The sequence below is a fragment of the Pseudomonas sp. MN1F genome, from assembly GCF_009391885.1.
In the GTDB taxonomy this organism is placed as follows: domain Bacteria; phylum Pseudomonadota; class Gammaproteobacteria; order Pseudomonadales; family Pseudomonadaceae; genus Aquipseudomonas.
The window spans coordinates 57,320-70,080 of the sequence record NZ_VZII01000039.1 but is presented as its reverse complement, the minus strand read 5'-3'; the positions used below and the strand labels follow the sequence as shown (position 1 = coordinate 70,080).

Genomic DNA, 12,761 nt, shown 5'->3' with positions numbered 1-12,761 from the left:
GTCCGAAGCACGAGAGTGCTGAGGATAGCGGATCAGAACCGTGCGGTGCTCACCGTGATGTAGCCCTTGTCGTTCAGGTCAATGCGTATCACCGTTTCATCCGCCGAAGCCTTGCGCTTCTGCTTGATGCACACGCCCTTGACGCCGATGGCGCGCATCCGGTGGTGGATGGCGCGCCCGCAAGGGTCGAAGAAGATTTCGCTGGCCAGCAGTTCGATGCGCTCGACCAGTTGCCGGGTGCGCTCGTCGGTGGCGCAGAAGAACAGCACGCCTGACAGGTGCGGGTCGTCGTCCGGGTTGTTGACATCATGGGCCAGCAGTTCGCGCAGGGCACTGCGCAGTTCGGCGTTGGTGCGGGAATCTGGGTGCATGCGCAGCCTCCTCTGGGGCGAAGACGTCGATCTTGTTTTCACCCACCCGAAGGCGGCAAGTAAGCCACTTCGGAATACGCTGTAGGAAGTTTCTGCAAGTACGAGAAAGGCCAGACAAGCTGGCCAGCATCGGCGTCGAGCTGGCGCGGATGGAAGGGCATGTCGCGCTGTGCCCGCGCATTCGTGGGCACGCCCGCGAATGGCCCTTACTGACGAACTTCCTGCTTGAACTTCAAGCGCCACCCGTGCAGCAACGGCTCGGTGTACCCGCTGGGCTGTTCACGCCCTTTGAACACCAGCGCCTGCGCCGCACGGTACGCGTGCGAACCCGCAAAGTTCCCGGCCATCGGCCGGTACGCCGGATCCCCGGCATTCTGCTGGTCCACCACCTTGGCCATGCGCTGCAAGGTCGCCTCGACCTGGTCACTGCCGACCACCCCGTGGTGCAGCCAGTTGGCGATGTGCTGGGCCGAGATGCGCAGGGTTGCGCGGTCTTCCATCAGCCCCACGTCATGGATGTCCGGCACCTTCGAGCAACCGACGCCTTGCTCCACCCAACGCACCACATAACCGAGGATGCCCTGGCAGTTGTTGTCCAGCTCAGCCTGGATATCCTCGGCACTCCATGGGCGGTCCGGGCTCACCGGGATGCTCAGCAGGTCATGCAGCAACTGTTCGCGCTCGGCGCCCAGGTCGACGTTTTCCATTTGCGCCTGCACAGCCGGCACGTCCACCTGGTGATAATGCAGCGCATGCAAGGTCGCGGCAGTCGGTGAGGGCACCCAGGCGGTGTTGGCGCCAGCCCGGGGCTGGGCGATCTTCTGTTCGAGCATGGCCGCCATCAGGTCGGGCATGGCCCACATGCCTTTGCCGATCTGCGCCTTGCCGCGCAGCCCGCAGGCCAGGCCGACCAGCACATTGCTGCGTTCGTAGGCCTGGATCCAGGCACTGCCTTTCATGTCGCCCTTGCGCAGCATGGCGCCGGCTTCCATGGCGCTGTGCATCTCGTCGCCGGTGCGGTCGAGGAAACCGGTGTTGATGAACACCACCCGCGCTGCCGCGCTGGCGATGCAGGCTGCGAGGTTGACGCTGGTGCGCCGCTCTTCGTCCATGATGCCCATCTTCAAGGTGTGCCGGGGCATCCCCAGCAGCGCCTCGACCCGGCTGAACAACTGGTCGGCGAAGGCCACTTCGGCCGGCCCGTGCATCTTCGGCTTGACGATGTACAGGCTGCCCTCGCGGGAGTTGCCGCGGCGTTTGAGGTCGTGCAGGCCAATCAGGCTGGTGACCACGGCGTCGAGGATGCCTTCGGGGATCTCCCGGCCATCGCGGTCGTGGATCGCCGGGTTGGTCATCAGGTGGCCGACATTACGGATGAACAGCAGCGAACGGCCGGGCAGGGTCAACTGCCCGCCATCGGCGCCGTGGTATTCGCGGTCCTTGGCCAGCGCACGGGTGAACGACTTGCCGCCCTTGCTGACCTGTTCGCTGAGGTCGCCTTTCATCAGGCCCAGCCAGTTGCGGTAGACGTTGACCTTGTCGTCGGCATCCACCGCTGCCACCGAGTCTTCACAGTCGATGATGGTAGTCAGTGCGGCTTCGACGAGGATGTCCTTGACCCCGGCGCGGTCGGCCTTGCCGATGGTGCTGGCCGGGTCGATCTGGATTTCGAAGTGCAGGCGATGGTGTTGCAGCAGGATGGCCGTTGGCTGGCCGGGTTCGCCTTGATAGCCGCGCAGTTGCGCTGCGTCTTCGAGCCCGACCTGGCGGCCATCGCTTAACGTCACCCGCAACGTGCCCTGGCTGATGGCGTAGGCCTGGGCGTCAGCGTGGGAAGCACCTGCCAACGGCGCCGAGCGGTCGAGAAAGCCCCGGCCGAATGCGATCACCTTGGCGCCGCGCACCGGGTTGTAGCCTTGGCTGCGCTCGGCGCCGTCACTGTCGGGGATGGCATCGGTGCCGTACAGCGCGTCATACAGCGAGCCCCAGCGGGCATTGGCGGCGTTCAGCGCGTAGCGGGCATTGCTCAGCGGCACCACCAGTTGCGGGCCGGCCTGCTCGGCGATTTCGCGGTCGACCTGGGTGGTGCTGATACGCACTGGCTGCGGGGTGTCGACCAGGTAGCCGATGCGGCGCAGGAAGGCCTGATAGGCGGGCATGTCGCTGATCGGGCCGGGGTGCTGGCGGTGCCAGGTGTCCAGTTCGTGCTGCAGGCGGTCGCGCTCGGCGAGCAGTTCGCGGTTGCGCGGGGCGAGGTCGTGGACCAGGCTGCTGAAGCCTTGCCAGAAGCTGGCGGGGTCGATGCCGGTGCCGGGCAGCACTTCATCCTCGATGAAGCGTTGCAGGGTCGGGGCGACCTTGAGGGGATGGGTCATTGTCTTCTCGCTCGGTGGTCAGGTTTCAGAAAATGTGCCGCTTGTGCCGGCCTCTTCGCGGCTGAAGCCGCTCCTACAGGGCCTTCAAAGGGCCGCTACGCCTGCCTTGGCCACTTGGGCATCCTGCTCGGGCTTGACCCCGGACACGCCGACGGCGCCCACCACCTGGCCATCGACCCGCACGGGCACGCCGCCTTCCAGGCTGGTCAGCAGCGGTGCGGTGACGAAGGCGATGCGCCCGCCATTGACCATTTGTTCGAAGTCGCGGGTTTCCTTGCGCCCCAGGGCGGCACTGCGGGCTTTTTCCATGGCGATGTAGGCGCTGGACGGGGCGCAGCCGTCCATGCGCTCCAGGGCCAGCGGGTGGCCGCCGTCGTCGACCACGGCGATGGTCACGTTCCACTGTTGCGCCTGGGCTTCCTGGCGGGCGGCAGCGAGCAGGCGGGACACTTCCGCCTGGCCGATCACGGGCTTGCTATGCATGGCTGTTCTCCTGGTTCAAGGCTGCTTCGACAATTTCGATCCAGTGCCGCACCGGCGTGCGCCCGGCCCCGTCGAGGTGGGTCTGGCAGCCGATGTTGGCGGTGGCGATGATTTGCGGTTTGCCGCTTTCCAGCGCGTTCAGGCGGTTGTCGCGCAATTGCTGCGACAGCGCTGGCTGGGTCAACGAATAGGTGCCGGCCGAGCCGCAGCACAGGTGGCCGTCCGGCACCGGGGTGAGGGTGAAGCCCAGGCGCGTCAGCAGGCTTTCCACCTGGCCGCCGAGCTTGAGCGCATGCTGCAGGGTGCACGGGCAGTGGAAGGCCAGGCGCTGTTCGGCGCACAGGCCAAGCTGTTCGACCGGTTCGTCGCGCAGCACTTCGACCAGGTCCCGCGACAGGGCGCTGACCCGCGCAGCCTTGGCGGCGTAGTGCGGGTCCTTTTCCAGCAGGTGGCCGTAGTCACGCACAAAGGCACCGCAGCCGCTGGCGGTCTGCACAATGGCCTCGGCACCGGCCTCGATGGCGGGCCACCAGGCATCGATGTTGCGCCGGGCGCGATCCAGGCCCTGTTCCTGGGCATTCAAGTGATAGTCCACCGCACCGCAGCAGCCGGCTTCGTACGCCGGCTCCACGCTGATCCCCAGGCGGTCCAGCAGGCGCGCGGTGGCGGCATTGGTGTTGGGCGACAAGGCGGCCTGCACGCAACCTTCGAGCAGCAGGATGCGCCGGGCATGGCGCGGCGCGGGCCGTTCGCCGGGCGGCGTCACCTGGGCCGGCAGCTTGCGCTTGAGGTTGGCCGGCAGCACTGGCCGCAGGGCCTGGCCGGTGCGGGTCAGCGCCTTGAACAGCGCCGGGCGTGGCACCACTGCGCGCAGGCCCTGGCGCAGCAGGCGCTGGCCGAGCGGGCGCGGCACCTGCTGCTCGACCACGGCGCGGCCGATGTCCAGCAGGTCGTGGTACTTCACGCCCGACGGGCAGGTGGTTTCGCAGTTGCGGCAGCTCAGGCAGCGGTCCAGGTGCAGTTGCGTGCTGGCGGTGACCGGCGCGCCTTCGAGCACTTGCTTGATCAGGTAGATGCGCCCGCGTGGCCCGTCCAGTTCGTCGCCGAGCAACTGGTAGGTCGGGCAGGTGGCCGTGCAGAAACCGCAGTGCACGCAGGTGCGCAGAATGCTTTCGGCTTCTTCGCCGCGGGGCAGGCGCTTGGCGCTCTCGCTCAGGTTGGTTTGCATGGGCGTGGCCTCACAGGTCCGGGTACAGGCGGCCAGGGTTGAACACGCCCTGGGGGTCGAGTTGCTGCTTGAGCGCCAGGTGGTAGCGCATCAGCGCTGTCGGCAGCGGCGCGCTGCTGTCGTCGCCGGGGGCATACAGGGTGGCGTGGCCGCCGACCTTGGCCGCTTGTTCGCGAATCAGCTGCGCCGGTGCCGTCGACTTCAACCAGCGTTGCGCGCCGCCCCAGTCGATGAGCTGCTGCCCCGGCAAGTCGAGTTCGCCGCTGGCCGTCGGCACCGACAGCCGCCACAGCGGTGCCGGGTCGTTGAAGAAGGCCAGGCGCTGCTCACGCAGGTCGCTCCAGAAGCGGCTGTCGAGCACGTCGCCGCCCAGGCGCTGACGCGCCGACTGCACCGAGCCTGCACCGCCTTCCAGGCGCAGGTACAAGGTTTCGCCATCGTGGCAGGCGGCGCTGATCGGCAGCGGCTGCTGGCCCCATTCAGCCAGTTCGGCCAGGGCCTGGTGGCGGTCCATCGGCAGGCGCAGGCTAAGGCACTCGCGTGGGCGTGGCAGGACCTTCAGTGAGACCTCGGTGAGCAGCCCTAGGCAGCCAAAGCTGCCGGCCATCAGCCGCGAGACGTCATAGCCGGCAACGTTCTTCATCACCTCGCCACCAAACCGCAGCAGCTTGCCGTGCCCGGTGATCACCCGCGTGCCGAGCACGTAGTCACGTACCGACCCGGCCCATGGCCGCCGCGGCCCGGACAACCCGGCCGCGACCATGCCGCCAAGGGTCGCTTCGGCACCCAGGTGCGGCGGTTCGCAGGGCAGCATCTGCCCGGCCTCGTGCAGCGCCGCCTCGATCTCCAGCAGCGGCGTGCCGGCGCGGGCGGTGAGCACCAGCTCGGTCGGGTCGTAGCTGACGATGCCCCGATGGTTGCGGGTATCGAGGATCTCGCCGGCCACCGGGCGGCCGAGCATGGCCTTGCTGTTGCCGCCCTGGATGCGCAGTGGCGTGCCCAGGTTCAGGGCCTGGTTGACCTGTTCGAGCAGGTCCTGGCTGATGTCGCGGTCCAGGCTCATCAAAAGCGCTCCAGCTCGGGGAAGGGCAGTTGCCCGTGATGCACGTGCAGGGCGCCGAACTCGGCGCAGCGGTGCAGGGTGGGGATGTTCTTGCCTGGGTTGAGCAGCCCTTGCGGGTCGAACGCCGCTTTTACGGCATGGAACAGGGTGATTTCGTCGCTGTTGAACTGCGCGCACATCTGGTTGATCTTCTCGCGCCCCACGCCGTGTTCGCCGGTGATGCTGCCGCCCACCGCCACGCACAGTTCGAGGATGCGCCCACCGATGGCCTCGGCGCGCTCCAGTTCGCCGGGCAGGTTGGCATCGAACAGGATCAGCGGGTGCATGTTGCCGTCGCCGGCGTGGAATACGTTGGCCACGCGCAGGCCGTATTCCTCGCTCAGTTCGCTGATGCCCTTGAGCACCCGTGGCAGCTCGCGGCGCGGGATGGTGCCGTCCATGCAGTAGTAGTCCGGAGAAATTCGCCCCACTGCCGGGAAGGCGTTCTTGCGCCCGGCCCAGAAGCGCACGCGCTCGGCTTCGTCACAGGCCAGGCGCACTTCGCGGGCACCGGCGTGCTTGAGCACGTCGGCCACCCGCTCGCAGTCATCCTGCACATCGGCTTCGACGCCATCCAGCTCGCACAGCAGGATGGCGGCGGCGTCCACCGGGTAGCCGGCGTGGATGAAATCCTCGGCGGCGCGGATCGCCAGGTTGTCCATCATCTCCAGGCCACCGGGAATGATGCCGGCGGCAATGATCTCGGCCACGGCGCGGCCCGCGTCCTCGACGCTGTCGAAACTGGCCAGCAGCACCCGCGCCACCTGGGGCTTGGCCAGCAGTTTGACGGTCACTTCGGTGACGATGCCGAGCATGCCCTCAGAGCCGGTGAACAGCGCCAGCAGGTCGAAGCCTGGGCTGTCGAGGGCGTCACTGCCCAGGGTCAGGCGTTCGCCCTCGACGGTGAGGATCTCGACCTTGAGCAGGTTGTGCACGGTCAGGCCGTATTTCAGGCAGTGCACGCCACCGGCGTTTTCGGCGACGTTGCCACCGATCGAGCAGGCGATCTGCGAAGAAGGGTCGGGTGCGTAGTACAAGCCGTGGGGCGCGGCGGCCTGGGAAATGGCCAGGTTGCGCACACCGGGCTGCACCCGGGCGAAGCGCCCTTGCGGGTTGACTTCGAGAATGCGGTTGAAGCGCGCCATCACCAGCAGGATGCCCTTGGCCAGCGGCAGCGCGCCGCCCGACAGGCCGGTGCCGGCGCCGCGTGCCACCACCGGCACGCCACGCTGGTGGCAGAGCTTGAGCAAGGTCTGCACCTGTTCCAGGCGTTCGGGCAACACCACCAACAGCGGCACGGTGCGGTAGGCCGAGAGGCCGTCGCATTCATAAGGCTTGAGATCTTCGGCGCGGTGCAGGACCTCAAGGTCCGGGAGGGCATCGTGCAACGCCTGTAGCAGCGCGGGCAGATCCACCGAGGGCAGCGCGCCGTCGACGCGTTCGTCGTAGAGGATGTTCATGAGGCTCACTCAGCGGCAATTTTTGTTGTTGTGGGCAAACCGTTCGCCCTTGCAGCCTGCGCGTTCGGCTGGGGGTGGTCGAGGGGGCAGGGCACTGGTCCTACCAGTTTTTCCGTGAAGTACTGGTTATCCATGGCTTCAACCGGCTAGATTTGAAACATCGGCAGCAGTGGTCCTACCAGTTGGAGTCTGTGCATGGGAATTGAAGGCAAGGCCAAGGTCGCGGATCAGGTGGCCGAGCGGGTCGAGCGGCTGATCGTCGAAGGTGTGCTCAAGGTCGGCCAGGCCTTGCCCTCGGAACGGCGCCTGGTGGAAAAGCTCGGTTGCTCGCGTTCGGCATTGCGTGAAGGCCTGCGCATCCTGCGTGGGCGCGGCATCATCGATACCGAGCAGGGGCGCGGTTCGTTCGTTGCCGACCTTGCCGGGCAGGCGGGTGCCACGCCATTGATGCACCTGTTCAGCTCACAGCCGCGCACGCTGTTCGACCTGCTGGAGGTGCGGGCCTTGCTGGAGGCCGAGTCGGCCCGCCTCGCGGCCTTGCGTGCCACCGATATCGACCGCCTGCTGATCCGCCGGCGCTATGAAGACATGCTGGATGCCCATGCTGCTGCCGAAGCGCTCGACCCACGCGAGCATGCCCGGCGTGACCATGCGTTTCACCGGGCGATCAGCGAGGCGTCACACAACCCGGTGCTGGTGCATACCTTGCAGTCGCTGAGCGACCTGACCTTGAGCACGGTGTTCGCCTCGGTCAACAACCTCTATTGCCGGCCTGCGCAGAAGCGCCAGATCGATCGCCAGCATGCGCGGTTGTATCACGCGGTGATGGAGCAGTTGCCCGAGCAGGCGCAACGGGCGGCGCGGGAGCATATCAACGGGATTCGCGACAGTTTGCGCGAGATCGAGCAGGAGGAGCAGCGCTTGGTCAGGGCGACGATGCGCATGGATGGTTGGGGCTGAGCGTTACCTGTAGCGGCCTCTTCGCGGCTAAAGCGGTGAAGAGGCCGGTACAGGTGATTAATCAATGATCGGCGATCGGGTCATCCTGGGACAGGATTGCCCGGGCCAGCTCTTCGTCACTGGCCTGCAGCCCTGGATGGTCCTTGCGGGCCTGTTCCAGCGCCGACTCCACATAGGCGCCGCGGATGGTACCGCCGCTGGCGACGAACGCAGAAAGCTCGTCCTGGGCGGGGATGATCCGTTTGTCATCCTTGAAGGTTGAATACAGCGAAGCGGAGACACCTGCCGAAGTGGCGACGTCGCCCGCATCGACTTTGGCCAACGCAACTCCGGCAGGCAGCACGAGCAGCAGCGCAGGGGCGAGGATTAGGTGGCGCATGTTGTGTTCTCCAGTAACGTGAAGCACAAGGAAATAAACCACTCACTGCTTAAGATGGCGGGAGAATGGCGGGAGTTCCCTGTTTTCTGCTGGGGCGTTGTTGTGCCTTACACCTTGCTGCCCAGCAAGTGCTGCAGCGAAGCGTCGAAATCCCGCAGGGCATCGGCCTTGGCGGCCTGTTCGTCTTCCAGCATCCGCGCCACATTGCTGACATCCTTGCGCGCACGGCCCTCGGCGCGGCCGATGTAGGTCAGCTGGCTGTCGAAGAATCGCGCCACCACCCGGCTCTCCACGTCTGCCGTGGCCAGGCGGCTTTCGCTGTCCAGCAGCACGATCACGTCCGGATGGGCGGCGAGCAGGCTGTCCAGGTCTTCATAAAAGGTCACATCGGCGAACTGCTGGGCCAGCGAATGCGCCAGCCAGTCGTAGGCTTGGCTACCTCCGCGCAGGGAGGCTACCGGAATGCTGCGCGGCTGCGCTGTGGCCACCGCGTCGTCACGGTGCTGCTGCAGGTAGCTGAGGGTGCTGTCGGTATTGCGCCCGAGCAGCACGGCCACGTGCTGCCCCGGGGCTAGTGCGACGCTGGAAATGGCGCTGGCCGAGTAGAAATGCCCATAAGGCTGGGCAACCTGCTGGCTAGCCGGCGCGGCACAACCGCCAAGGGCAGCGAACAGGGCGAGCAGGGCAGCGAGCATGCCGGTTTTCATGGGGAGAGCCTCATCGATCAGTGAATGCCGCCATCTTCCGCCCGCCGCGGCTGCGGCGGAACTTGATGGCATTCATGGTGGCTATCGATGGGGTCGATGAATCAGCTCGGGCGGGCCATGAACTGCAGGATGCGCTCGCGCAGCCAGCGCTCGGCGGGGTCGTTGTCGTGGGCGCCGCTCCAGACCATCGACAGCTCGGCCTCGGTGATCTCGAAGGGCGCCGGGTCGGCGCGCAGGCTGCCATCGTCGGCCAGGGCACAGGCGGCGTAGTCCGGCACGGTGGCGATCATTTCGGTGTTGCGCAGCAGCGCGCGCAGGCTGCCGAACTGCGGCACGGCCAGCACCACCTTGCGGCAGCGGCCGATGCGCGCGAGGTCGAGGTCGATGTTGCCGCTCATGTCGCCGGAGAACGACACCATCACATGGGGCCGGGCACAGTACTCATCGAGGGTCAGCGGGCCGGGGCGGTCGTCGGCGCGCAGCACACGCACACCGATATCGCGCAGTTTGCGGCGTTTGGCGGTGGCCGGCAGGTCGGTGGTGTAGCTCACGCCCACGGAAATCTCGCCACTGGCCAGCAGGCCCGGCATCAGCAGGAAGTTGGCGCGGCGCACCACCACGCTGATGTCCGGTGCTTCCTCGCGCAGGGCCTGCAGCAGGGCCGGGAACAGGCCGAACTCGGCGTCGTCCGAAAGCCCCAGGCGGAACTGGTTGCAACTGTTGGCCGGGTCGAAGTCGCGGGCGCGGCTGATGGCCGACGAAATCACGTCCATGGCCGGGCCCAGCTCGGCGAAGATCTGCATCGCCCGCGGCGTCGGCTCCATGGCCCGGCCGCTGCGGATCAGCAGCGGGTCGTCGAACAGTTCGCGCAGGCGGGCGAGGGCGGCGCTGACGGTGGACTGGGTGATGAACAGCTTCTCGCCGACGCGGGTCAGGTTGCGCTCGATCATCAGGGCTTCGAAAAGCACCAGCAGGTTCATGTCGACGCGGCGCAGGTCGTTGCGGTTCATGGGGCTGGCTCACCGGGGGTAGAGGGGTTGGCGGTGTATTGAAGCACGACGCTGAGCATAGTGCCTTGTATGGATGTGCCGGGGCTATCAGCCTGCAAGAGCCACTCTATTAGACCTCTGCCCAAGCTCGACTAGTCTTCCCCTTGGCCCTGCGAAATCCGCCCGCGGGCGGCGTGTCAGCACTTGCGTGCAAGACCGCGCCGCACGTGACGTGAGAGCTTCGCCAGCCCCGTGTCGGCACATGACCGACTTGACCTGATGAGGGGTAGGCATGAGCCCAAGTGCTCGGCTGAAAGAACACCTGGCATAGACCGGAAATCTGGATAACCGACCCAAAGGTAACAGCAGATGTCGAACGAATCGAAATGCCCGTTCCATCAAACCGCTGGTGGCGGCACCACCAACCGTGACTGGTGGCCTGACCAGCTCAACCTCAGGATCCTTCATCAACACTCGTCGAAGTCCAGCCCTGACCCGGAATTCGACTATGCCAAGGCGTTCAAGAGCCTCGACTTCCAGGCCCTGAAAAAAGACCTGACCGCCTTGATGACCGACTCCCAGGACTGGTGGCCAGCCGACTTCGGCCACTATGGCCCGCTGTTCATCCGCATGGCCTGGCACAGCGCCGGCACCTACCGTATCGGTGATGGCCGCGGTGGTGCCGGTTCCGGTCAGCAGCGTTTCGCCCCACTCAACAGCTGGCCGGACAACGTCAGCCTGGACAAGGCCCGGCGCCTGCTGTGGCCGATCAAGCAGAAGTACGGCAACAAGATCTCCTGGGCCGACCTGATCGTCCTCACCGGCAACGTCGCCCTGGAGTCCATGGGCTTCAAGACCTTCGGTTTCTCTGGCGGCCGCGCCGATGTGTGGGAGCCGGACGAAGACGTGTACTGGGGTTCGGAAAAGGTCTGGCTGGGTGGCGACACCCGTTATGGCAAGGAGCAGGTCAAGGCGCAGCCGCCAGGGCAGGGTGACCTGGTCGCAGAGCCGCAGAAACATCCCGAAGAACAGAGCCGTGACCTCAGCAGCGAGCGCAACCTGGAAAACCCGCTGGCTGCGGTGCAGATGGGCCTGATCTACGTCAACCCGGAAGGCCCGGAAGGCAACCCGGACCCTGTGGCATCGGGCCGGGACATCCGCGAAACGTTCGGCCGCATGGCCATGAACGACGAAGAAACCGTGGCGCTGATCGCCGGCGGCCACGCCTTCGGCAAAACCCACGGTGCCGGCCCGGCCGACAACGTCGGCCCCGAGCCTGAAGCGGCAGGCCTGGAGCTGCAGGGCCTGGGCTGGGCCAACAAGTTCGGTAGCGGCAAGGGTGGCGATACGATCACCAGCGGCCTGGAAGTGACCTGGACCTCGACGCCCACCCAATGGAGCAACGAGTACCTCAACAACCTGTTCAACTTCGAGTGGGAACTGACCAAGAGCCCGGCCGGCGCTCACCAGTGGCGACCCAAGGATGGCAAAGGCGCAGGCACCGTGCCGGATGCCCATGACGCGGGCAAGCGCCACGCGCCCTCGATGCTCACCTCCGACCTGGCGCTGCGCTTCGACCCGATCTACGGGCCGATCGCCAAGCGCTTCAAGGACAACCCTGACCAGCTGGCCGATGCCTTCGCCCGCGCCTGGTACAAGCTGATCCACCGTGACATGGGGCCGCTCTCGCGCTACCTGGGCCCGGAAATGCCCAACGAAGAGTTGCTGTGGCAAGACCCGCTGCCCAAAGCCGACCAGCCGCTGGTGGGCGAGCAGGATATCGCCGGGCTCAAGGCCAGGATTCTCGCATCGGGCCTGAGCGTCGCCGAACTGGTGGCCACCGCCTGGGCGGCTGCCTCGACCTTCCGTGGCTCGGACAAGCGCGGTGGTGCCAACGGTGGCCGGCTGCGCCTGGCGCCGCAGAAGGACTGGGCGGCCAACCAGGGCACTGGCAAGGTGCTGGCGGCGCTGGAGAAGATCCAGGGCGAGTTCAACGCCGGTGGCAAGAAGATCTCCCTGGCCGACCTGATCGTCCTCGCCGGCTCAGCCGCCGTGGAGAAGGCCGCCAAGGATGCCGGGCACAACATCAGCGTGGGCTTCCGCCCGGGCCGTGTCGATGCCTCCCAGGCGCAGACCGATGTCGAGTCGTTTGCCGTGCTGGAACCGCTGGCTGATGGCTTTCGCAACTTCAGCAAGGCCCGCTACAGCGTCAAGGCCGAGAAGCTGTTGCTGGACAAGGCCCAACTGCTGACCCTCACTGCACCTGAACTGACCGTGCTGATTGGCGGCTTGCGCGTGCTCGGTGCCAACCATGGCGGCAGCAAGGACGGTGTGTTTACCGACAAGCCTGGCACCCTGAGCAACGAGTTCTTCCGCAACCTGCTGGACATGGGCGTGGAATGGAAGCCGACGTCGGCGGACAACGACAGCTTCGAGGGCCGCGACCGCAAGACCGGGCAGGTGAAGTGGACGGGCAGCCGGGTCGACCTGGTGTTCGGCTCGCATGCGCAACTGCGGGCGTTGAGCGAGGTGTATGGCAGCAGCGATGGCAATGACAAGTTCGTCAAAGACTTCGTCGCGGCCTGGGTGAAAGTCATGGAGCTTGACCGGTTTGACCTCAAATAGCGCTGTTTGAAGCCGGGGGGGCGCAAGGCGCCCCCCCGGCCTGTGGCGATAACGCCAATTCCAGGTCGGATAGATACAAAAG

General features: G+C 66.2%; 11 protein-coding genes. 2 read left to right on the top strand and 9 right to left on the bottom strand.

Going from position 1 to position 12,761, the window contains the following annotated elements:
* Positions 1 to 32: 32 nt before the first annotated feature.
* The 6 genes from F6X59_RS19800 to glcD all read right to left on the bottom strand — a co-directional run bounded on the left by F6X59_RS19800 (position 33) and on the right by glcD (position 7,019).
* Entirely contained in the window at positions 33 to 371 is a 339-nt protein-coding gene (locus F6X59_RS19800; RefSeq protein WP_152957716.1) for a hypothetical protein, read from the bottom strand.
* 206 nt (positions 372 to 577) lie between these two features.
* Positions 578 to 2,746 (bottom strand): malate synthase G, encoded by a 2,169-nt coding sequence (locus tag F6X59_RS19795; protein WP_152957715.1) that lies wholly within the window; start codon positions 2,744 to 2,746, stop codon positions 578 to 580.
* An 84-nt stretch (positions 2,747 to 2,830) separates the two neighbouring features.
* The gene (locus F6X59_RS19790; protein ID WP_152957714.1) at positions 2,831 to 3,229 is read right to left on the bottom strand and encodes a heme-binding protein; all 399 of its coding nucleotides are present in this window, start codon (positions 3,227 to 3,229) and stop codon (positions 2,831 to 2,833) included.
* Positions 3,222 to 4,457: a glycolate oxidase subunit GlcF gene (gene glcF, locus F6X59_RS19785; RefSeq protein WP_152957713.1), complete on the bottom strand. Its 1,236-nt coding sequence runs from the start codon at positions 4,455 to 4,457 to the stop codon at positions 3,222 to 3,224. The genes F6X59_RS19790 and glcF overlap by 8 nt, the downstream gene beginning before the upstream one ends.
* Before the next feature lie 10 nt (positions 4,458 to 4,467).
* Positions 4,468 to 5,520 (bottom strand): glycolate oxidase subunit GlcE, encoded by a 1,053-nt coding sequence (glcE, locus tag F6X59_RS19780; RefSeq protein ID WP_152957712.1) that lies wholly within the window; start codon positions 5,518 to 5,520, stop codon positions 4,468 to 4,470.
* Positions 5,520 to 7,019: a glycolate oxidase subunit GlcD gene (gene glcD / locus F6X59_RS19775; protein WP_152957711.1), complete on the bottom strand. Its 1,500-nt coding sequence runs from the start codon at positions 7,017 to 7,019 to the stop codon at positions 5,520 to 5,522. Before glcD ends, glcE begins: the two co-directional genes overlap by 1 nt.
* Positions 7,020 to 7,214: 195 nt before the next feature.
* Here glcD and glcC point away from each other — a divergent pair, with 195 nt between their 5' ends.
* The gene (glcC, locus tag F6X59_RS19770; protein WP_152957710.1) at positions 7,215 to 7,979 is read left to right on the top strand and encodes a transcriptional regulator GlcC; all 765 of its coding nucleotides are present in this window, start codon (positions 7,215 to 7,217) and stop codon (positions 7,977 to 7,979) included.
* Between the two features lie 61 nt (positions 7,980 to 8,040).
* Here the strand turns inward: glcC and F6X59_RS19765 are convergent, their stop codons facing one another.
* The 3 genes from F6X59_RS19765 to F6X59_RS19755 all read right to left on the bottom strand — a co-directional run bounded on the left by F6X59_RS19765 (position 8,041) and on the right by F6X59_RS19755 (position 10,075).
* Complete coding sequence (locus tag F6X59_RS19765; RefSeq protein ID WP_152957709.1) at positions 8,041 to 8,358, bottom strand: DUF2388 domain-containing protein; 318 nt, start codon at positions 8,356 to 8,358, stop codon at positions 8,041 to 8,043.
* A gap of 107 nt (positions 8,359 to 8,465) precedes the next feature.
* On the bottom strand, positions 8,466 to 9,053 hold the full coding sequence (locus tag F6X59_RS19760) for a hypothetical protein (RefSeq protein WP_178120116.1): 588 nt from the start codon (positions 9,051 to 9,053) through the stop codon (positions 8,466 to 8,468).
* Positions 9,054 to 9,166: 113 nt separating this feature from the next.
* A complete protein-coding gene (locus F6X59_RS19755) occupies positions 9,167 to 10,075 on the bottom strand; it encodes a LysR family transcriptional regulator (protein WP_152957707.1) in 909 nt (302 codons plus the stop codon).
* A 348-nt stretch (positions 10,076 to 10,423) separates the two neighbouring features.
* Here F6X59_RS19755 and katG point away from each other — a divergent pair, with 348 nt between their 5' ends.
* Positions 10,424 to 12,679, top strand: coding sequence for a catalase/peroxidase HPI (gene katG / locus F6X59_RS19750; protein ID WP_152957706.1), 2,256 nt, complete (start codon positions 10,424 to 10,426; stop codon positions 12,677 to 12,679).
* The last annotated feature ends 82 nt before the right edge of the window (positions 12,680 to 12,761 follow it).